Annotated in this window: 19 protein-coding genes; 11 read left to right on the top strand and 8 right to left on the bottom strand. The window is 34.4% G+C overall.

The features are described from left to right. Positions 1-37: 37 nt before the first annotated feature. Complete coding sequence (locus tag MJQ71_RS13565) at positions 38-790, top strand: TPM domain-containing protein (protein WP_238807165.1); 753 nt, start codon at positions 38-40, stop codon at positions 788-790. A 49-nt stretch (positions 791-839) separates the two neighbouring features. Here the strand turns inward: MJQ71_RS13565 and MJQ71_RS13560 are convergent, their stop codons facing one another. From MJQ71_RS13560 to pth, 3 genes are all read right to left on the bottom strand, one after another. Then, positions 840-1,382: a hypothetical protein gene (locus MJQ71_RS13560; protein WP_238807164.1), complete on the bottom strand. Its 543-nt coding sequence runs from the start codon at positions 1,380-1,382 to the stop codon at positions 840-842. Between the two features lie 211 nt (positions 1,383-1,593). Then, entirely contained in the window at positions 1,594-2,055 is a 462-nt protein-coding gene (locus MJQ71_RS13555) for a hypothetical protein (protein WP_238807163.1), read from the bottom strand. 239 nt (positions 2,056-2,294) lie between these two features. Next, entirely contained in the window at positions 2,295-2,855 is a 561-nt protein-coding gene (gene pth / locus MJQ71_RS13550; protein ID WP_238807162.1) for an aminoacyl-tRNA hydrolase, read from the bottom strand. Positions 2,856-3,067: 212 nt separating this feature from the next. On the opposite strand from pth, the gene pyrR reads away from it, so the two are divergent. The 3 genes from pyrR (at position 3,068) to MJQ71_RS13535 (ending at position 6,677) form a co-directional block, all read left to right on the top strand. Beyond that, on the top strand, positions 3,068-3,601 hold the full coding sequence (gene pyrR, locus MJQ71_RS13545) for a bifunctional pyr operon transcriptional regulator/uracil phosphoribosyltransferase PyrR (RefSeq protein ID WP_238807161.1): 534 nt from the start codon (positions 3,068-3,070) through the stop codon (positions 3,599-3,601). A gap of 52 nt (positions 3,602-3,653) precedes the next feature. After that, entirely contained in the window at positions 3,654-5,531 is a 1,878-nt protein-coding gene (locus MJQ71_RS13540) for a glycosyltransferase family 39 protein (protein ID WP_238807160.1), read from the top strand. 279 nt (positions 5,532-5,810) lie between these two features. Then, positions 5,811-6,677: a TraB/GumN family protein gene (locus MJQ71_RS13535; RefSeq protein ID WP_238807159.1), complete on the top strand. Its 867-nt coding sequence runs from the start codon at positions 5,811-5,813 to the stop codon at positions 6,675-6,677. Here the strand turns inward: MJQ71_RS13535 and MJQ71_RS13530 are convergent. Genes MJQ71_RS13530 through MJQ71_RS13520 form a run of 3 tightly spaced genes read right to left on the bottom strand, consistent with a single transcriptional unit; the run spans position 6,647 to position 9,927 of the window. Beyond that, positions 6,647-7,744 carry an aminotransferase class I/II-fold pyridoxal phosphate-dependent enzyme gene (locus MJQ71_RS13530; RefSeq protein WP_238807158.1) on the bottom strand — a complete coding sequence of 366 codons (1,098 nt, stop codon included), beginning with the start codon at positions 7,742-7,744 and terminating at the stop codon, positions 6,647-6,649. The two genes, MJQ71_RS13535 and MJQ71_RS13530, sit on opposite strands and share 31 nt — an antisense overlap. Positions 7,745-7,771: 27 nt before the next feature. Continuing rightward, complete coding sequence (locus tag MJQ71_RS13525) at positions 7,772-9,058, bottom strand: flavin-containing monooxygenase (RefSeq protein ID WP_238807157.1); 1,287 nt, start codon at positions 9,056-9,058, stop codon at positions 7,772-7,774. 26 nt (positions 9,059-9,084) lie between these two features. Further along, complete coding sequence (locus MJQ71_RS13520) at positions 9,085-9,927, bottom strand: SGNH/GDSL hydrolase family protein (protein WP_238807156.1); 843 nt, start codon at positions 9,925-9,927, stop codon at positions 9,085-9,087. A gap of 141 nt (positions 9,928-10,068) precedes the next feature. Here MJQ71_RS13520 and MJQ71_RS13515 point away from each other — a divergent pair, with 141 nt between their 5' ends. Further along, positions 10,069-12,012, top strand: a complete 1,944-nt coding sequence (locus tag MJQ71_RS13515; protein WP_238807155.1) for a sensor histidine kinase — start codon at positions 10,069-10,071, stop codon at positions 12,010-12,012. 98 nt (positions 12,013-12,110) lie between these two features. Then, positions 12,111-12,794: a response regulator transcription factor gene (locus MJQ71_RS13510; RefSeq protein ID WP_238807154.1), complete on the top strand. Its 684-nt coding sequence runs from the start codon at positions 12,111-12,113 to the stop codon at positions 12,792-12,794. A gap of 1 nt (position 12,795) precedes the next feature. Here the strand turns inward: MJQ71_RS13510 and MJQ71_RS13505 are convergent, their stop codons facing one another. Both MJQ71_RS13505 and MJQ71_RS13500 read right to left on the bottom strand, forming a co-directional pair. Further along, a complete protein-coding gene (locus tag MJQ71_RS13505) occupies positions 12,796-13,266 on the bottom strand; it encodes a DUF4293 domain-containing protein (RefSeq protein WP_238807153.1) in 471 nt (156 codons plus the stop codon). Positions 13,267-13,344: 78 nt separating this feature from the next. Continuing rightward, positions 13,345-13,848: a cupin domain-containing protein gene (locus MJQ71_RS13500; RefSeq protein ID WP_238807152.1), complete on the bottom strand. Its 504-nt coding sequence runs from the start codon at positions 13,846-13,848 to the stop codon at positions 13,345-13,347. Positions 13,849-14,030: 182 nt separating this feature from the next. Here MJQ71_RS13500 and gldG point away from each other — a divergent pair, with 182 nt between their 5' ends. The 5 genes from gldG to MJQ71_RS13475 all read left to right on the top strand — a co-directional run bounded on the left by gldG (position 14,031) and on the right by MJQ71_RS13475 (position 20,402). Beyond that, positions 14,031-15,707, top strand: a complete 1,677-nt coding sequence (gene gldG, locus MJQ71_RS13495) for a gliding motility-associated ABC transporter substrate-binding protein GldG (RefSeq protein WP_238807151.1) — start codon at positions 14,031-14,033, stop codon at positions 15,705-15,707. A 75-nt stretch (positions 15,708-15,782) separates the two neighbouring features. Continuing rightward, entirely contained in the window at positions 15,783-16,157 is a 375-nt protein-coding gene (locus MJQ71_RS13490) for a hypothetical protein (protein ID WP_238807150.1), read from the top strand. Positions 16,158-16,444: 287 nt separating this feature from the next. Continuing rightward, entirely contained in the window at positions 16,445-17,368 is a 924-nt protein-coding gene (locus tag MJQ71_RS13485; protein ID WP_238807149.1) for a helix-turn-helix domain-containing protein, read from the top strand. A gap of 248 nt (positions 17,369-17,616) precedes the next feature. Then, positions 17,617-18,594 (top strand): S66 peptidase family protein, encoded by a 978-nt coding sequence (locus MJQ71_RS13480; RefSeq protein WP_238807148.1) that lies wholly within the window; start codon positions 17,617-17,619, stop codon positions 18,592-18,594. 41 nt (positions 18,595-18,635) lie between these two features. Further along, on the top strand, positions 18,636-20,402 hold the full coding sequence (locus tag MJQ71_RS13475; protein WP_238807147.1) for an AMP-dependent synthetase/ligase: 1,767 nt from the start codon (positions 18,636-18,638) through the stop codon (positions 20,400-20,402). Positions 20,403-20,503: the final 101 nt, after the last annotated feature.

The raw sequence follows: 20,503 nt of genomic DNA, 5'->3' as shown, positions 1-20,503 counted from the left end.
TGCACAGATTTTTAACTATCGACTCTCAAACCTGCAAATGTTTAAAAGACTTTTCATATTTCTCTTTCTTTTTCAAAGTTTCGCCTTTGCTCAAGAAATACCCCAAAAGCCAAATCCTCCTAGATTCGTCAATGATTTAGTCGGTGGATTATTGAATCAAGGCGAAATAAATCAACTAGAGCAGAAATTAAAAGCGTATAACGATTCGACTTCAACGCAAGTTGTTATTGTTATTGTAAAAAGTGTTCAACCTTACGACATAAGTGAATACGCCATAAAGCTCGGTAGAGATTGGGGTGTTGGACAAAAAGGGAAAAACAACGGCATTGTACTTTTGTGGGCTCCAGGCGACAGAAAGATTTTTATTGCCACTGGTTATGGAACAGAAGGAGGCTTAACAGACGCTTATAGCAAACGTATCATTGAACAAATAATTAAGCCTAATTTTAAGCAACTAAAGTACTACCAAGGCCTTGACGAAGCGACTAATAGTATCATTAAATATTTATCGGGTGAATTTGATGCCGACCCAGCTTCAGAAGGGGATGCTGGAGATGTAATTTTTGCCATTATTTTCTTCTTAATCATCATTGCTATTATTATCTATATGTTCAGAAAAGGCGGTAGCAGTGGCGGCAGTCGTGGCGGTGGATTTGTGCCTTATACTACCTACACTGGTTGGGGAAGCTCTTCTGGCGGTTGGTCTGGAGGTGGTAGCAGCGGCGGTGGAGGCGGCTTCGATTTCGGTGGAGGAAGTTTCGGTGGCGGCGGTGCTGGTGGAGATTACTAGAATAGTGATTGAATATCGATATAGAAAAATGAGCCTTTAATTCGGAGGCTCATTTTTTATGTACTAATAAGCCATTTATTTTAAAACGCTTTTTCTTCCCAACAAAAAGTTCTTGCCAACCTTCTATTTGGTAGCTTTTCAATTGTTTTTTATCAAAATCCATTGACAGATTCTTCTCTGATTCATACAAATAGTTTTTTACTTGCATAAATGCTTCGATATGCTTCGGTGTATTATCCTTATCAAATATTATTTTTAACGTTCTAACGGGCAAACTTTCATGCTCTTTAAGCGTATAAATGGCCATTAAAGGTGTTTCTTGTTTGTTGTAACTTAATTGGTATGATTGTTTATTCAAATCGGCTTGTAGGAAAAGGTCAAGCTCTTTTTGCCAATTAATTTTTGTAGTATTGATTGCTTCTTCATTATCTTCAATCAAAAGGTTTTTATGAGTAAGTGGTTGGTTTTTGTTGAGTTCAGTAATTTGTTGACTAACAAGCCCAGCTAAATCAAAGTAAATCTTGGTGGAGTTCTGGTTGTCGGATTGAGCACATCCAATTAATAATAAGCTGATTAATAGTATTTTACCCATGTGAAAAAGTTGATAATATAAAATGATTGATGTAAGAAACAAAAGCTCGGTATGAGTTTTTGTTTTAACATAACATTATTTAATGGGTTTGACGTTCCTAAACCCCTTAAAAAAACTTAACCCCACCGCCAGAGGCAGTGGGGTAAGCGTCCATCTATTCAACCCTAACCTATTAAACTATGAAAACTTAATATTCTCTTTAAAATGAGTCTTAGCGACCTAACATTTCGATAACGGCTGGCGTTTCTGCTTGTTCTGTTTCTGTTGACTCAACATTTGATTGGTATTTCCATAAAACATTGATAACTGCAGCGGTTGTTGTTACTTTTTTCTTCCAAACCTTTGCCTCTTCACCACGAACTTTACCAAGTTTTACTTCGATATTTTCAACTGACTTATTAAACGCTTCTTTCTTATCTGCACTTACAGTCAAAAATTTTGACGGAGATGCGTTATATAGAGTAACTATTTCTGTGAAAATATTCCAATCGTTAGTTTTTACTAATTTTTTCGCTTTTTTAGACATAAAGTCTGCGAAATTTGCTTCAGCACCTTTAACTAATATTACTTCGTTTTTAGCTGAATCACGGTCATTTGCTTTTACAATATTTGCAGTAGTCATGAATGACCCGAATACCAATGCAAATATAATTGTTTTTAATGAATTTTTCATTGTTTTGTTCTATTTTTACTGTGGATGACGATGCAAATGTAGAACAAGAAATAATACAATCCAAATATTGTCTATGGTAGTAAACCAAATATTGTTCTTAAAAAATTTCGTTTTTTTGATATAATTTGGAATAAATGGGTATTTTTAATTATAAAAACAAAATAAAATTCGTATTAAAAAAATACAACTTGTATAAAATTCTAAATATGGCAAATGTGAAAATTCTTTAAAAAGTACAATCATTCGTTGTAAAAATTCATTGTTCTCTCTACACCAATTGTGCAAAAATTCAAAATTATTTCGTCAACACGGTCTAATCTATCGACTAATTGAATCATTTCGTCTTCATCGAATGCTTTTAAGACATAATCGACTTGTCTTCCACGAGCAAAATCACTTCCAATCCCAAAACGTAAACGGTTGTAGTTTTGAGTGCCAAGTTTCTCCTCAATATTTCTTAAACCATTCTGTCCACCATGCGAACCTTTGGTTTTCATGCGTAACTTTCCAAAAGGCAAAGCCAAGTCATCGCAAATCACTAACAGGTTTTCAACAGGAATTTTTAAGGCTTGTAGCCAATAATTAATGGCATTCCCGCTGAGGTTCATATAAGTGGTAGGTTTGATGCAATAGATTTGTTTTCCTTTGTGTTTGAAATCTCCAACATAAGCAAGTCGTTCCATCTTAAATGTAAAACCTTGCTGAACAGCAAGTCTATCGAGAGCCATAAAACCAACATTATGTCGAGTAAGTGCATACTCAGGGCCAATATTTCCAAGTCCAGCAATTAAATATTTCATATATTTTAGGATTAAGGCAATAATATTTAGACAATTGGTCGATAGTGAGTTATAAAAATTGCTGTCAAGTCAACTGTCAAGAGTCATAAGCCTGTTATTTTAAATAAATTTTCTGCAAAGTTCATAAATTTTAGCAGAATTAGTCTATCAATTTATTAGATTTACACCCAGATTTATTTCATTTATAAACATTTCCGATTTGCGGCAGGAGTATGAAACGACTCATTCTTAGTAACCCATTGCTTGATATTACACTCAATCGTTTGTGCCAACAATTGATTGAAAACCACGGTGACTTTTCAAATTCGGTAATTTTGGGTTTGCAGCCAAGAGGTATTTTTTTAGCCGAACGTATTACTAAAAAACTAACCGAAGAAACAGGTATTGATATAAAATTAGGCTATTTAGATGCAACTTTCTTTAGAGATGATTTTCGTAGAAGAGATACGCCACTTAAACCCAATGAAACCAAAGTACCTTTTGTGATTGAAAACAAAAAGGTTATTTTGATTGATGATGTTTTGGCAACAGGGCGGATGGTTCGTGCTGCCATTGATGCAATGCAAGCCTTCGGAAGACCAGAAAAAGTAGAATTATTATGCCTTATTAATCGGCGATATGAGCGAGATTTGCCTATCCAGCCAGATTATACGGGAATGCCAGTTAATACGCTCGATACACAGCGTGTATTGGTTGAATGGAAAGAGCAAGGACACGATGAAGACATGATTTGGCTGATTGGCTGATTTTTTGGAATGAGATTTGTGTGGTGACTTAATAAAATAGTAAAAATATAAAATGTCAAAACAACAGAAATTGGCTAAAAAAGTAGCTCAAAAACCAGCACTTCAACCTCAAAATACAATTACAAAAACTTCGGGTCTCAATCCAACTTTTTTGGTCGTTATTTTGGCAATAACGACATTTATTGCTTACGTTGGGGCGTTTAAAAATGGTTTTGTTGAATGGGACGACCAACATTACGTAACTCTCAATGAGTTGGTTTTAAACCCCACAACAGCTAATCTTAAGGTTTTACTTACTCGCATTGTTGCTCTTAACTATCATCCTATAACGATGTTTTCGTTAGCAATGAATGTCATTTTTTTCGGAAAAGGAGCAGCTTCATTTATCATAACCAATGTCATTATTCACGTAATCAATACTTTATTGGTTTTTAAATTCATTCAAAAACTGACAGAAGGAAAAAATATTGTTGCTTTTTTGACCGCATTAATTTTTGGTTTGCATCCAATGCATGTTGAGTCTGTTGCTTGGATTGCAGAGCGTAAAGATGTTTTATATGTTTTCTTCTTTCTACTTTCTTGTTTATCGTATTTGCGTTTTCGAGAGAAATCTGATTCTAAATGGTTGATTATTAGCTTTTTACTTTTCGTTTGTTCTTGTCTGTCAAAGGCAATGGCTGTGCCATTACCAATAGTTTTACTGCTGATTGATTATTGGCAAGGTAGAGATTGGCTATCTGTAAAAAGCATTTTAGAGAAAAGTATTTTCTTTGCGGTTGCTTTACTATTTGGACTTATTTCGGTAAATGTTCAAGCAGGAGGTGATTTTTACGGTTTATTGACCATGCAAGCGAAAAACCAAGCATTGTCGAGTCCTCCATTTTCAACATTGGAAAGAATAGCGTATCCAATGTTTGGTTATTTAAAGTACCATATTATGGCAATTTTGCCGTTTGGATTATCGAATTTACATCCATATCCTGCTACTGGAACAGGTGCAGCGAATCCAAAATACTTTTTGGCAATTGCCTTTTTTATTGCCTCAATTGCGGTGATGTTTTGGGCTTACAGTCGAAAAAAATATATTTTCTTTGGTTGGGGATTTTTCTTGGTAACTATCATTTTGGTATTACAATTTTTGTCGGTTGGAAAAGCATTTATGGCTGAAAGATATTCTTATTTGCCTTATGTAGGTTTGTTTTTTATGATATTTTATGGTTTAGACGAATACCTTCAAAAACCAGCTTTATTGTTGAGTATTGGAGGTTTTTTGGGATTAATTTGTTTATTTCTGACTACACAACAAGTAAAAAATTGGAAAGACAATTTTACTCTTTGGAGCAATGCTTACAATAATTATCCGTTTGATAGTGGAATTTTAGAGTCTATGGCCGATGAATATGGAAGAAAAGCTCAGTACGATAAAGTGCAAGAATTTGCCGAAAAAGCATTAGCCGCAAATCTTCAAAGTTATCATACTTACGAAGTTTTAGCGAACGTATATGGTATGAAGAAAGATATTGCTCGCTCTTTGCAAATGTATGATAAAGCAATTTCTCTCGACTCGACCATTGGAAATGTCTATTTTAATCGAGGAATTACATTGGCTGAAAGTAATCCTGCAAAAGCAATTGAAGATTATAACAAATCGCTTTCTTTGCCTTCGCATGACAAAGAATTTAAAATTAGAGGAGCGAGGGCAAGTGCCTATTTAAAATTGAGTAAATTTAAAGAAGCTATTGAAGATTATACCTATACGATTGAAAATATGGATACCAATCCTGCAACATTCTATACCGATAGAGCCGTTGCCAAGTATAATTTAGGAGATAAATCAGGTGCAATTGCGGATTTACAAAAATCACTTTCGCTTGACCCATCTAATCAAGTTGCCCAAAAAAATTTAAAATTGATTTTGGCTGAAAAATAAAAATTAGTACCGCCAAAGGCCATACTAATTTTGTTTCAACCGTTAAATCCTACTGCATAACTACAAGTAGTAGGATTTTTTGTTGATATTGGAAGCTATTATAATTCAAACACTAATTTCACAGTAAAAAATAAGTTGCTTTACTTAGATACGAATTATTTAGAAAAGCAGATTTTCTAAAATACTTTTTTGAAGAATAATATCAGTAATCCAAGTTAAGCTTGTGTTGGTTTGTGGCATGGTTGTTGAAGTTTTTTGTTATGCTTCCTACTAATGCTTATGAAAAACTATGTTCGCTTCCTAAGTCAATTAATTCTTATATTATTTCCAATTGCTGTATTTGGGCAAATGATAACTGAAAATGCCTTATTATGGCAAATATCGGGGAGAAATTTGCAAAAATCTTCGTATTTATATGGCACTATTCATGCGATTTGTCCTGATGATTTAAAATTTTCTGATGCTACTCAAAAAGCATTTAAAGCTACCGAACAATTATTGCTAGAATTAGATTTAGACGACCCCGAATTGGCAAATAAAATGCAACGTTCGATGGCGAGTCATACACATTTAAAAAAATTATTGAATGCCAAAGATTATGAACAATTGGTGAGTTTTTTTAAGGAAAAGACTGGCTTTTCTATTGATGCTTTAGGAATGATAAAGCCATTTTACTTGCTTTCTTACACTTATTCGCCGATGATTGGATGTAATCAGCCTATTTCGGTAGAAAAAAGTTTAGTAGAAATGGCTTATAAACAGAATAAAAGTGTTTTTGGGCTTGAAACTTTAGAAGAACAATTATCAGTTTTCGAGAAAATTTCACAGAAAAAACAAGCAAATATGCTATTAGATTTTGTGAAAGATTTTGACAAAATGCAGGAATCTTTTCAAATAATGTTGAAAGAATATAAAGAAGAGAATTTGAATGCTTTGGTACAAACTTCTTTAGGAACTTACGCTGCTCAAAACGAACATTTATTGCTAGATAAAAGAAATAAACGTTGGATTAAGAAAATTGCTAAAATGACTACCGATAAATCAACATTTTTTGCCGTTGGAGCTGCTCATTTACTTGGTGAAAACGGTATTATTCATTTACTTCGCAAGAAAGGTTACACCGTTACAGCCGTTGAAAAAGAATGACTTTGATAAAAATCCTTTATTTTTACAGCTAATAAATCAATTTGTTCTTCTTCATGCCAAGCACTCAAAACGATGCGAGTATTGGGTTTTCCTGTTTTTATGGGATAAGCAAAACTATATATAAAAATATTTTTTCTATATAGATAATCGTACAAATCGTCCTGAAAAGTAAAATAAACGGGATAATTTGGAATGCTATTAAAGAGAGAAACTTCATTTGTGATTTGCGATGCAAACCTTTCAATATTTGATTGGAGTTTTAAACGATTTTTATCATAGATAGCGTTGGCGTGTAAATAGGCATACAAATACGCTGGTGCAATAGGTGAACACGAAGCAAAAAAAGCAGTTTGTCGCAATGTTTCGATGAAATTAGTTTCACCAAAAATAACTCCGCCCGCAATTCCCATCGCCTTATGTAACGAACTAACAACCACAAGTTTTACATTTGATTTTGCCACAATTTGACTAAAAATACCTGAACCATTTTTGCCTGTTATGCCTAAACCATGAGAATCATCGATAATAAGAGTAATGCGTTGATTATCAGGAAGTTGACTTGTCCATTTGAAATGGTATGGAGCAAGTTTAAGTGCATCACAAGAGTTACAAATAATGACCGAATGTGAAGCATTTTTTTCTAACACGTCTTGTCTAATATTATTTGCCCAATCTTCAAAGCTGATCTTTGGCAAACTCATATTTGGCTCGTGAAAATTGGCGGCGTGCGTATGAGGAGCGTAAAAAAAAGTAACCGATTGTGTTTTTAGATATTGAGCAACAACTTGACCTGCCAACATCCCTGATGAAACAGTAAGTGCTTTTTCTGCACCAACCCAATGAGCCAATTTTTCTTCGGCTTGGTCGTAAATATCTAATTGTAAATTTCCATTGCGAGAGCTGCCAAACGACATTCCATACCTATTTAAGCCTTCAATTAAAAGTGTTTTGAAGTCCTCATCTTGGTTCATACCTAAGTAGGAAGTTCCACTAAAAAAATGAAATTCTTTGCCGTCAAGTAAAATTTTATTTGAAGGTAATTGACTGATTATAAATTCGTTGGACATCTATTTTTGCAAAAAAAGTGCTTATTTTTACTTCATTTCTTTCTCAATACTTTCTTTATAAGTGAAAAAATCTACTTGTAAAGTGTGCCGTGGAGTTTGTTTATAGCGTTTCATCATCTTTTGTTTGTCTTCTTCAATTGACTTTAACATCATATCTTTTGAAGGAATTTTACTTTCGCCTTTAATGATTTTGGCAATCCATTTTGCTTGAATTTCCGCTAAAGGCATGATTGCCCCTAAAGGCTGAATTAAGGCTAAAAAGAATAAGTTTTTATAGTCGGGATGAATCACTTTTTTATACAAACGAATATCATTTGATTCTTCGACGTCAAATGCAGGATAATGTTTTAAGAAAGGAAAAGTAACTTTATAACCTGTTGCATAGATAATGGTGTCAAAATCTTGTTCGGTGTCATCTTCAAAAACGACTGTTTTACCACGAATTTCTTTAATATTAGGTTTGAATTTTATCAAACCTCGGCCAGTTAGATTAAGTAAATCCTGCGAAAGTGTAGGATGCTCGCTCAAAACTGGTCGATTTGGCTTTGGTACGCCATAATCTTCTTGTCTTCCACGAGCTAACCAAAGTGTAACGTTGAGCAAAGTCCGTTGCAACCAAAGTGGAAGTTTAGCAGTCAATGGATTTGCCAAATTATCGAATGGCATACTCCAAATCCAATTGGGTGTAATATAAGCACTACTTCGGGTCGAAATAACTACTTTTCCTGTGTGTAAACGAGCGGCTTCACAAGCAATGTCAACGGCCGAATTGCCAATTCCAACAACCAAAACATCTTTGTTTTGTACTTGTTCGGCTTCTTTATAATAATGTGAATGAAGAATTTCGCCAGTAAATTGACCTTTAAAAGCTGGGTTCGGAAAACGAGGATTCCAATGATGCCCATTGGCAACAATAACATACTGATAATCAAATGATTGTCTATTATCTAATGTAACTTTGTAGGTATTGTCAGGGTTTTGTACGACATCAACTACAGTAGTGTTGAATGTGATATTATCTCGTAATTTGAAATGGTCAACGTAGTTTTCAAAATAGGTAATAATGTGCGAATGGTGCGGAAACATTGGATATTCATCAGGCATCGGAAAATCAGAATAAGCCATCACAACCCGATTGGTATTGATGTGCAAACTACGATATGCCGACGATAAACCATTATCGTTGTTGAATCGCCAAACACCGCCTATATCGGAGCCTTTTTCAAAGCAATCGAATGAAATCCCTTGCTCTTTCATGGCTTTTGCAGCTGTAATTCCTGACGAACCAGCACCAATTATACAAACTTGTTTCATAAAATATTTTGAGTTTTAAACTTGTCTTAATTAAGCATATTTATGGCATCTTTCACCAAATCTCGAATCATAATTCCAGCGATTGAATTTTGATGTAAATTATCAGGCGTTAGCTGAAAACCGTGTTTACGGCTTATTTCGTCCCAACTATTGCCTAAAATGTAGTAACGAATAACCGAAAGATTGAGCAATTTGTATGTTTCTTCAAATGTATGTTTGGGCGGTTTTGGATTTTTGAGCAGAAATTCTTTTTGTTTTTCTCGCACTGGTACATAAATTAGCTGCTCTTTTTCGGCAAGTTCTTTGATAAAGTTGCTGTATTTATCCGCTCTAATATTGGCTTCGTGAGCCAAATCTTCCCCCATGACAGGAAGCGACATTACAGCTATTTTTGCTTTAGTTTTTTGCTTTAATTGGTGAATAATTTCAGCATAATTTTTTTTAAATTCCTCAAAATTAGGCGAAGTTTCTTTGCTAATTCTACCGAGTTGTTGATAACGCTTTTCCATTTTGATGTGCATCGTCGAATTTACATCATTTGTGCCAATCAAAAGTGTAATAAAGTCTGGGTTACAAGCAATAATATCATTAATTCTACGAAGTAAAGTATAAGTTAAATCAGAGTTGATTCCTGCATTAAAAACCTGATAATCAGCTAATTCTGAACTTAGATCGTTTACCCAATTGTAGCTCACATTTCCGTGTGTATTGCTATCTCCGAAGCAAACAAGTGTTTTTTTGGAAGCGTCGATTTGCTGTCGATTTTGAATATTTGGGTAGTTTTCAGGAATATGCTTTGAAACTTTTTGATAAAGCCAAGCGTAGGCTGCTGCCAAAAAAAGCAGAAAAAATAAGAATGTCAGAAGCATATTGGGTCGTTAGGGTTTTGTTGAGAACTGTAAAGTTAATAAATTGTTTGGTGTTAAAAAGTGTTAAATAAGTCATAATTTAGATTTTATGGCGTTAAATTCGTGGAATATTAGATCCTGTTCAAATAAAACATAAAATATTTGAAACAATTAATAGGAAGTTCTAAAGGAGTTAATCTTGAAAATCGGTATAAATCTGACATGAATTTTCGTAATATCATCATACTCATGCTTTTGGCATTATTTGGTCTGATTGCCTTTCAGTGGTATTGGATTGAAAATGCTATTTCGGTCAAAAAAGAACAATTTGACCGTGATGTAAATGATGCCATGCAGGCAACAGTCAGGAAAATTGAAAAACAAGAAGTGATTTTCTTGGCAAATCAACAAATGAAAGTGCAAGAACAAAGGCGGCTTCTAGCCATTACGCAACATAAAACTTTCAGAAAAAAAATACGAAAACCAATAAATGAAGAATCTCCAACGCAGGAGGTTTTGGTGCGAGTAGAAACGCCCGAAAAAGAAAACTCTAAAATTGTTCATTTACCACAAGGGATTGGTAATCAAGTTGTTACGATGGTTCCATCTGATTTTTTTCTTGCCGAACCTACTTTTGAAATTCCAGATAGACAAATGGATTTAATCAAAGAAATGTTGGAAGAACAAAATTTGGCTTGGGAAGAATTGACACAACCAACCCGCACATTATTGATGCGTCAACGGAGTATTGAAGACTTAATTGGCGTAATTAATCGGCAAGTGATTCAATTGAGCCGAAATAATCGTGCAAAAGAATCAAAAAACGTACGAGTTAATATCGAAAATCAACATGGTGTTGTTACTTATAATTATTATTACGACAATTCTATGGCGGCGGATTCGTTGAAACCTTCACGAAAAATGACGAACAAAGTTGATAGAAACATTGAAATTCGACGGAAAAGCCAAGAAAAAGACTTCAACACAAGTTTTGAAAGAACACAAAATAAAGCCGAATTAGTAAAAAATGTATTGACAGATGTGATTCATGGAAATCGAGATATTTATGAACGTCTCGACCGACAAACGCTTGATACACTTTTGAAAAAAGAGCTAAAAAGTAGAGGAATTTCGATACCATATCAATACGGTGTAAAGAATAGTTCTAACATGATTTTTTCGTCTTTTGCAGTTAATTATTCGCCAGAATTACTAAAAAAGGCCTATAAAGTACTGCTTTTTCCGAATGATATTCAGCCACAAAATCATTTTTTGTATGTATATTTTCCTAATACACAGAGTTTTATTTTGCGTAATATGTGGTCGGTTTTTGTGAGTTCAATGCTTTTGCTTTTGGCAGTTGGCGGCGTGTTTTATAGTTCAGTAAATACGATGTTGAAACAGAAGAAATTGGCTGATATTAAGAATGATTTCATAAATAATATGACGCATGAATTCAAAACGCCAATTTCGACGATTTCGTTGGCTGTTGAAGTAATGAAAGATACTGAGGTGAAGAAAGACGCAACTAAAATGAATCGTTATTTAAACATTATCCAAGACGAAAATCGAAGACTCGGTACGCAGGTTGAGAAGGTTTTGCAAATGGCATTGCTTGATAAAGGAGAAGTAAAATTGCGATTAGATAACGTTGATATTCACGAAACGATCGAACAAGTTTTGACAAATTTGAGCGTACAAATCGAGCAAAAAAACGGTATTGTAAACCTCGAATTGGAAGCGAAGAACTCTGAAATAGAAGCTGATGAAGTTCATTTAACCAATATTATTTACAACTTACTCGACAATGCCAATAAATATTCGCCCGAAAATCCTGAAATAACGATTCGCACAGAAAATATGGGTAATTTGCTGAAAATAAGCATTTTAGACAAAGGAATCGGTATGACAAAAGAGCAAATTGCTCGGATTTTTGAAAGATTCTATCGTGTTCCAACAGGAAATTTACACGATGTAAAAGGTTTTGGTTTAGGCCTGAGTTATGTCAAGAAAATGGTTGAATCGCACAATGGGCAAATTATTGTTGAAAGTAAATTAGGTGAAGGCAGTAAATTTGAAATTATTTTTCCTCGAAGAGATGGATAAACTTGGTTTTATGCGAATAAAAACTGATTGAAAATTGCTTGTTTAATAGACAATTAGAAAAAATAAATTACGTCTTTAAAATTACATAAAGAATCAAAATGACAAAAATCCTTTTAACAGAAGACGACCCGAACTTAGGGATGTTGCTACAAGAATACCTTCAAGCCAAAGGTTTTACGACTGATTTGGCAAAAAATGGCGAAGAGGGAATAAAGTTTTTCTTGGAAAAAGGCGGATACGATATGTGTATTTTGGATGTGATGATGCCCAAAAAAGACGGTTTTTCATTGGCGAAAGAAATCCGAATGAAAGATAAAGAGATTCCAGTAATTTTTTTAACAGCTAAATCAATGAAAGAAGATACGATTCAGGGTTTCAAACTTGGAGCTGATGACTATATCACTAAACCATTTAGCATGGAAGAATTGTTGATGCGGATGAAAGCAATTTTACGAAGAATAAACAAACAAGAGCCTGATAATCAAGTACATAACTTCAAGATTGGAGCTTATGAATTTGATGCTCAAACAAACAGTTTGAGCATCAATAGTTCTCAAAATAAACTTACAACGAAGGAATCCGAATTGCTTAAATTACTTTGTCAAAACAAAAACCAATCGGTTAGCAGAAGTTTTGCTCTAAAACTTATTTGGGGCGATGATAGCTATTTCAATGCTCGCAGCATGGATGTTTACATCACAAAGCTTCGGAAACACCTTAAAGAAGACCCTTCGTTGCAAATTATGAATATGCACGGCGAAGGTTTTAAGCTAATTTGTTAAATTATCGCATTCTATCGGCCTCTTTTACTTTTTTTTCATCGTTTCTAATAAGACGATTTGCAATCCAATTAAGTACTAATGCCAAAAATACGCCCCAGAAACTATAACTAAATACGCCCTGGTTTTCGGGTGCAAAAATTTTATTGGCATCCATTTGAATATGATAAACAGTTGCTCCTAATAAACCAGCTCCAACAAGCGAATTGAGCGAAACCAGCAACATTTGACGAACACGATTTTTGTATTGAAAAATGGTAAAAATCGATAATCCAGCAGATAAAACAGCCAATAATGCAAGATAATATACAGGCGTATTTTTTACGGCAGAACCAGTTTTTACATAAGTAAGGTTGTAAGCATTGAGTGAAATTTCTTCTGTACCTACGGTTTTATGCCAAGTTTGGGTAGCCAAAAAGAAAACCATGCAAATGGCAACTAGAAATAATAATAATGATTGAGGACGTTGTAACATCTTAATAATTTTTTATTTTTTTGTGAAATATTGTGCAAAAATACTAATTCTATCCCTTTCTTAGTCATTGTAGCAAGATTATTCGTGCGTAAGCATTTCAATAATTGCTCGATGTTGTGGAAATTCTTGTAAAAGCGTTTGTCGATTACCCATTTCAAAATCAACAAAATCAAAACCTGGTGCAACCGTACAACCAACCAATGAATAACTGTTTTCGTAGGCAGGTTTACTGCCAAACCAAGCCGTAGCTGGCACAACCGCTTGAAAAACTTCTCCCTTTTCTGGATTATTACCTAATCGAATAATTTGCATAATGCCTTCATTATCAATATAATAGATATTTAATGCCTCACCAGCATAAAAGTGCCACATTTCATCGGATTGGATGCGATGAAATGCTGAAAAATGAGAGCTTTCCAACAAAAAATAAATGCCTGTACTGAAATTTCTATCACCCGAAAATCGTTTAGGAAGTGAGTTTTGAGCGAATAACTCGGTCGAACGATAGGTTTCTGCAAAAAAACCACCTTCAGGATGACTTTGCATTTTTAGTTTTTCGACCCAATATTTGGCAGGAAACATAGAAAAAGCAGGAATTAAGGAATGAATGTTTTATTTTTGAGCAAAATTACTTTAAATAATTAGCTTTCGACGTTTAGCGATGAGCTTTTAGCAAAAAATGACTTTGTTATTATACGTATGAAGTCTTTTTAATGCAGAAGCCAATGACTAAAAGTCGATTAGCCCAATGCCCAATAAAATTAATGAAAAATAAATTTGTCATAACTCTGCTTATCATCAGCGGAATCGTGTTGTTGAATATTGCTGCTTCTTTTATTTTTTTTCGCCTTGACCTCACCGAAGAAAAACGATATTCGCTTTCTGATGCAACTCAAAGTTTACTCGAAAATCTTTCCACAAAAGATTCTACAGATGTTTTCGTGAAAGTTTACTTAGATGGTGATGAGCTTCCAGGTGGTTTTGAACGCCTAAAACGTGCTGTAACCGAAACACTTGAAGAATTTAAAGTGTATGGCGGAACGAACGTTAATTACAAATTTATCAATCCAAATGCCGAAGGAGATACAAAAAAGCGAGAAGAATTTTATGTGGAATTAGCCAAGAAAGGCATGAATCCAACAAGAGTGGTGGATACCAAAAATGGTCGCCAAATCGAAAATATTATTTTCCCTTATGCTTTGGTTAGTGCGGGTGGGCGTGAAGTACCAGTTTTGTTGCTGAAAGGTACACAAGGAAAAACTGCTGAAGAAAAACTCAATCAATCGTATGAAAACGTAGAGTACGAATTGGCAACGGCTATTCGTAAATTGACATTGAAAGAACGCAAAAAAATCGGTTTATTGGCCGAGTTTACTAAGTTAAAACCACTTAACTTTTCGGACGTAATTGCTTCATTACAAGAGCGTTACGATTTGTTTATTATTGATGCAAAAAACTCCCCGACTTTTCAAGGACTTGATGCCCTGATTTTGCCAAAACCAGATTTTCCAGTCGATGACAGTACAAAGTATAAAATCGACCAGTTTGTGATGAGTGGTGGACGAGCTTTATTTTTCATCGATGGACTAAAAGTTGATTCGGTTGGTTTAGAAGGAAATTTTGCTCAGCCACTTGAATTGAATATGACCGATTTGTTGTTTAAATATGGTATTAGAATCAACTCAAACATCATAAAAGATGGAGCAAGTTGTGCCATGATTCCGTTGGTTATAGGTGATTTGGGCGATAAACCAAATATTCAGCCAGTACCGTATAGATATTTTCCGCTAATAAATAATTTTGGTAAAAGCCTGATAACCAACAATTTGGATTTGATTTTTGGGCGTTACGTCGCTTCGATTGATACTGTGAGAGCCGATGGCATTAATAAAATACCGTTATTGATGACTTCTCCCTATACAAAAGTATTGAATGCTCCTGCTTTTGTGACATTCAATGATGCCCGTGCCGAAACCGACCAAGCTGAATATCAAGGAGGAATAAAAACGATTGCTTATTTATTGGAAGGCAAATTTCAGTCGTTATATAAGAATCGTTTATTGCCAAATGACCCCAAATTTGCGGATTTTAAATCTGAAAGTTTACCAACAAAAATCATTGTTTGTTCCGACGGAGATTTGATTGTGAACGAAGTAAGTCAAAAAACTGGAAATCCTTTGCCTTTGGGTTATGATAAAACCACGCAACATACATTTGGTAACAAAGATTTTGTGATGAATGCTATTGATTATTTAATTGATGAGAATGGCGTAATTCGAGCTCGTGGAAAAGAAATAAAACTCCGCCCTTTGGATAAACTTCGCTCACGTGACGAACGAACGTATTGGCAAATCCTCAATTTAGGTTTACCTGTTGTGGTAGTTTTTATTTTTGGTTTTATTTTACAATTGTGGAGAAAAAGAACATATATTGCAGACTAAATTTTTACATTTCTTGAAATGAAGCAAAAATTAATTTTATCACTAACAGTGTTTTTGATTTGGGGATGCACAAATATGAAAAAAAATAAACTACCTGAAAATAATCAAATCAAAACTGAGCCTACAATTGTTGGCAACGATTCTGACGAGCATGGCTGTAAAGCAAGTGCAGGCTATACTTGGTCGGTTATAAAAAATGATTGTATCAGAACTTGGGAAACAGGCATACAACTTGAACCAATTGAAAATCAATCGTTTAAAGCAACGGTGGTTTTGAGCGATGACTTAAAAAAAGCTGAACTTTTTATTGTCAATGTTGTAGGAAGTGTGATGCTTGATCAAGTAAATCCTGAAAAAGAAGTTTATTCGTCTGAAGCTGGATACGAATTTAGCAAACAGGAAAATGGATGGTTGCTCAAAAAAGACAATAAATCTATCTATAAAAATTAGAACAAAACTTATAAAACGTTGCACAAAAAAAGGCTCAATATGAGCCTTTTTTTGTGCAAAATAGCGGAATTTTACCACCTAGTACAATAACAGGCTGATTAAATAAGTTAATATAAAATTAGATTATTTTTAGAAAAATGGTCTAATTTTTGTAAAACTGTATGACGAAAGGAACATTTTAGTATTTCTCGTTGTTAAAAAAAAATATTGAAATTATTAGATTTGTCCAAATTTGTTAATACATTGCACTCAATATTCTAAGCAAAAACGAAAAACATTCTTTCACGATGGAAGACTATAATAAAATAATCGAATCTCTTGGCGTTAAATTCGCCAAAGCACGCCATATCAGAATCTTGCAAACGATTAAGATTAAAAATGTATATGACGTTGAAAACACCATTTTGGTACTCTATAATGGTGATGTAAAATTAGCTGGTAATGAAGAAAAAGTAGAACCAGGTGATTTGCTTTTTATTCCTGGAGGAAAAGCCGCAACCTTAACCTACGGAACTGGTGAGCCTAAAAATATCTCTTATGAGGAGTTTATGACTCGCCGTGAAAGCTATTTCGAGTCAATGACTGACCCTTCAACAATCGGACAAGTACCTAATTCATTTGGCTTGATTGCATTTGAAGCAAAAGTATTTGATTCCGTAAACTTCTTTACTTCATTGGATATTCCTCCATTTTTCATCAAAGCACACAGTAAACTGGCTTCGTTGATTCATGATATTTTGAAGGAAGACTTTTCTGATGAAGCAGGTCGTGGCCGTGTTATCAGAAATAAAACTGAAGAAATTGTTATTGAAATTGTGCGTCATATCCTGAAAAATAGAATGTTTGTGGAGCAATTGGCCACCAACAGTACTTATTTCAAAGACCCACGTTTGATTGATATTTTTACGTATATTAAAAATAGCCTTCCAGGTGACTTATCAAACAAACAATTGGCCAATGTTGCCAATGTTTCAGAAGATTATGTTGGTCAATATTTCAAAATGTTGACAGGTATTAATCCACAAGATTACATAGAATACCAACGTATGGAAGCTGCCGTAACTTTATTACGTACATCAAAGAAAAGTATTCGTGCTATCGGGCATGAAGTTGGATACAAAGATACGGCCTATTTCTGCCGTCGTTTCAAAATGATGTTTGGAATTCCAGCAGGAAAAATGAGACGAAGAGAATCATTAATGATTGGTTAAAAATTATCAGCTTGTCGCAATTAATACTTCATAATCAGAAGCCACTCGTCAAAGCGAGTGGCTTTTTTGTTTGCCAATGATTATTCAACGCATTTCTTGTATCTGTTTGCAATATCTCGTAAATTCGTTTTTATGATTTTATCGAAACCATGTAAGATATGTTCCAAAATTTTCGTGATAATTCTTCTAAAATTTCTAGACGAAACTTTTTAAGGGCCTCATTAATAGCATCTTATGGATTAACAAATATGAATTTTACTGTTTTTGATGATACATTGAAAACAATAAAACCAATGGCTTTAAAGAAAGGCGATACAATTGGCTTAGTTTGTCCTGCATATTCGGCATTTATCAAAGAAGAAGTGAAAATTGCTGTGGAAAGCCTACAAGAAATGGGCTTTAAAGTTGTGTTGGGAAAGCATGTTTTTGACCGTTATGGTAACTTGGCAGGCAAAGATGAAGACCGAGCGGCTGATATTAACGAAATGTTTGCCAATAAAAATATTAACGCTATTATGGCCATGCACGGCGGTTGGGGAAGTGCCAGAATCCTCCAACTTTTAGACTACCAAAATATCAAGAAAAATCCTAAAATATTTATTGGCTATAGCGATATAACAGCTTTATTAGTAGGTATTTATAGTCAAACTGGTTTGGTTACTTTTCATGGTCCAGTGGGTTCTTCAACATGGAATAGTTTTTCGGTTGATTATTTTAAAAATATTTTAGTTGATGCGAATGCCACAAAAATGAGCAACCCTGTAAGAAAAAATGATGCATTAGTGCCTATGGATGACCGTATTTATACAATAAATGCAGGTAAAGCGAGTGGTAAATTAATCGGTGGAAATCTAACGGTGCTTTCGCACATACTTGGGTCAAAATACGTACCAGATTTTACAGGTGCAATCCTTTTTCTTGAAGATGTACAAGAAGATACTTATCGAGTTGACCGCATGATTACTCAGCTAAAACTTGCAGGAATTTTGAATCAAATAGCAGGTTTTGTTTTCGGAAAATGTACAGATTGTCCACCGTCAAAAAATTATGGGTCGCTTACGCTTGAAGATATTTTTGAAGACCACATCAAACCACTTAACATTCCCGCATTTTCTGGAGCAATGATTGGACATATTAAAGATAAATTCACAGTTCCAATTGGTATTGAAGCCTCAATTGATGCCGATGAAGGAACAATCACACTGAAAGAATCGGCAGTTTTGTAATAAAAGTACAACAATAAAATACTATTCAACGCACTATAAAAATGTATCAACCTATTACGAGAGTTTTTGATTTATTAGATGAATCTATTACGAAATACAATAAATCGGATGTTTTTGCTTCTAAAATTAAAGGCGAATGGCAACGAATTTCGGCAAAAAGTTTTATCGAATCTGTTAATCAATTGAGTTTGGGTTTACTCAAAATTGGTATTGAAAAAGGAGATAAAATAGCGATTATTTCCGAAAGTCGCCCAGAATGGAATATCGTTGACTTTGCGGTTCAACAAGTTGGAGCGGTTGGCGTGCCACTTTATCCAAATATAACGGTTGAAGATTATCGTTATATTTTTAATGATGCAGGAATAAAACTTATTTTTGTCGGCGACGAATCATTGTTACGAAAAGCTCAAGAAGCAGCAAAAGATGCTCCAACAGTTCAAGAGATTTATTGCTTTGATAAAGTTTTGGGTGGAAAAAACTGGCAAGAAATTGTAGTAAATATTGATAATAAAGATATTTTGGTATTGGAAAACATCAAAAAAACTGTCAAAACCAATGATTTATTGACATTGATTTATACTTCTGGAACCACTGGAAACCCAAAAGGTGTCATGCTTTCTCACCAAAATATAATCAGCAATTTTGAAGCATGTAAAAACTGTTTTCCGATTGATGAAACTTGTCGAGCGTTGAGTTTTCTGCCCCTTAATCATGTGTACGAACGCATGGTTTTGTACCTTTATATGAGCCTTGGGACTTCGATTTACTACGCTCAAAATATGGCAACTATCGCCGAAGATTTGCGAGATGTTCAGCCACATATTTTTACAACCGTTCCTCGTTTATTGGAGAAAGTTTATGACAAAATCGTGGCCAAAGGATACGAATTGAGTGGAATAAAACGCCGAATTTTCTTGTGGGCTTTAAATTTAGGTTTAAATTATGACCCGAATAAAACATTTGGTTGGTGGTATAATACACAACTGAAATGGGCTAAAAAATTGGTTTTCAACAAATGGCAGGAAGCTCTAGGTGGCAATATTCGTATGATTTGCTCAGGAGCGGCGGCTCTGCAACCTCGTTTGGCAAGAGTTTTTTGGGCGGCTGGAATCCCTGTTTCAGAAGGTTATGGAATGACGGAAGCATCACCCGTAATTGCAACAAATAGAATTAAACCATTGGATTTGCGAATCGGTACAGTTGGGCCAATAATTGATGGCACAACTGTTCAAATTGCCGAAGATGGCGAGATTTTGGTAAAAGGCCCTAACATAATGTTAGGCTATTATAATTTACCCGAATTGACCAAAGAAGCCATTGACCAAGACGGTTGGCTACATACGGGAGATATTGGTAAGCTCGAAGAAGGAAAATATTTGAAAATTACTGACCGTAAAAAAGAAATTTTCAAGACTTCTGGCGGAAAATATGTAGCTCCACAAGTGCTTGAAAATAAAATGAAAGAGTCACTTTATATTGAACAAATGATGGTTGTCGGTGAAAGTCAAAAGTTTCCCGCAGCATTGATAGTGCCAGAGTTTACGACCATTCGTGATTGGTGCAAATCGCAAGGAATTAACTATACTTCTGATGTTGAGATGATTAAAAATCAGCAAGTATTAAAGCTAATTTTCGGTGAAATTGCCCGATTTAATAAAGAGTTTGCTCCTTACGAGCAAGTGAAGAAATTTACACTTCTGTCTACACCTTGGACAGTTGAAGGTGGTGAAGTGACTCCAACTTTAAAACCAAAACGTAAAATGATAAACCTAAAATACAAGGAAACAATTGAGCGGATGTACGAATAAATGAATTATTAATGAGAATTCATAGATACTTAAAGATGATTAAGTAATTGATTATCAGTGATTTAAGGTCAGCAGTTGTTTCTGTTAATGATTGATTAATG

The sequence above is a fragment of the Emticicia aquatica genome, assembly GCF_923079645.1.
GTDB lineage: Bacteria > Bacteroidota > Bacteroidia > Cytophagales > Spirosomataceae > Emticicia > Emticicia aquatica.
This window is presented reverse-complemented; position numbering and strand designations above follow the sequence as displayed.

Excerpts from the sequence above, each read along its gene's own strand:
- MJQ71_RS13560 (WP_238807164.1), bottom strand. The coding sequence starts at position 1,382 with ATGGGTAAAATACTATTAATCAGCTTATTATTAATTGGATGTGCTCAA.
- MJQ71_RS13505 (WP_238807153.1), bottom strand. The coding sequence starts at position 13,266 with ATGTTACAACGTCCTCAATCATTATTATTATTTCTAGTTGCCATTTGC.
- pth (WP_238807162.1), bottom strand. The coding sequence starts at position 2,855 with ATGAAATATTTAATTGCTGGACTTGGAAATATTGGCCCTGAGTATGCA.
- MJQ71_RS13485 (WP_238807149.1), top strand. The coding sequence starts at position 16,445 with ATGGAAGACTATAATAAAATAATCGAATCTCTTGGCGTTAAATTCGCC.
- MJQ71_RS13475 (WP_238807147.1), top strand. The coding sequence starts at position 18,636 with ATGTATCAACCTATTACGAGAGTTTTTGATTTATTAGATGAATCTATT.
- MJQ71_RS13525 (WP_238807157.1), bottom strand. The coding sequence starts at position 9,058 with ATGAAACAAGTTTGTATAATTGGTGCTGGTTCGTCAGGAATTACAGCT.
- MJQ71_RS13565 (WP_238807165.1), top strand. The coding sequence starts at position 38 with ATGTTTAAAAGACTTTTCATATTTCTCTTTCTTTTTCAAAGTTTCGCC.
- MJQ71_RS13490 (WP_238807150.1), top strand. The coding sequence starts at position 15,783 with ATGAAAAAAAATAAACTACCTGAAAATAATCAAATCAAAACTGAGCCT.
- MJQ71_RS13510 (WP_238807154.1), top strand. The coding sequence starts at position 12,111 with ATGACAAAAATCCTTTTAACAGAAGACGACCCGAACTTAGGGATGTTG.
- pyrR (WP_238807161.1), top strand. The coding sequence starts at position 3,068 with ATGAAACGACTCATTCTTAGTAACCCATTGCTTGATATTACACTCAAT.
- gldG (WP_238807151.1), top strand. The coding sequence starts at position 14,031 with ATGAAAAATAAATTTGTCATAACTCTGCTTATCATCAGCGGAATCGTG.
- MJQ71_RS13555 (WP_238807163.1), bottom strand. The coding sequence starts at position 2,055 with ATGAAAAATTCATTAAAAACAATTATATTTGCATTGGTATTCGGGTCA.
- MJQ71_RS13520 (WP_238807156.1), bottom strand. The coding sequence starts at position 9,927 with ATGCTTCTGACATTCTTATTTTTTCTGCTTTTTTTGGCAGCAGCCTAC.
- MJQ71_RS13530 (WP_238807158.1), bottom strand. The coding sequence starts at position 7,744 with ATGTCCAACGAATTTATAATCAGTCAATTACCTTCAAATAAAATTTTA.
- MJQ71_RS13480 (WP_238807148.1), top strand. The coding sequence starts at position 17,617 with ATGAATTTTACTGTTTTTGATGATACATTGAAAACAATAAAACCAATG.
- MJQ71_RS13540 (WP_238807160.1), top strand. The coding sequence starts at position 3,654 with ATGTCAAAACAACAGAAATTGGCTAAAAAAGTAGCTCAAAAACCAGCA.
- MJQ71_RS13500 (WP_238807152.1), bottom strand. The coding sequence starts at position 13,848 with ATGTTTCCTGCCAAATATTGGGTCGAAAAACTAAAAATGCAAAGTCAT.
- MJQ71_RS13535 (WP_238807159.1), top strand. The coding sequence starts at position 5,811 with ATGAAAAACTATGTTCGCTTCCTAAGTCAATTAATTCTTATATTATTT.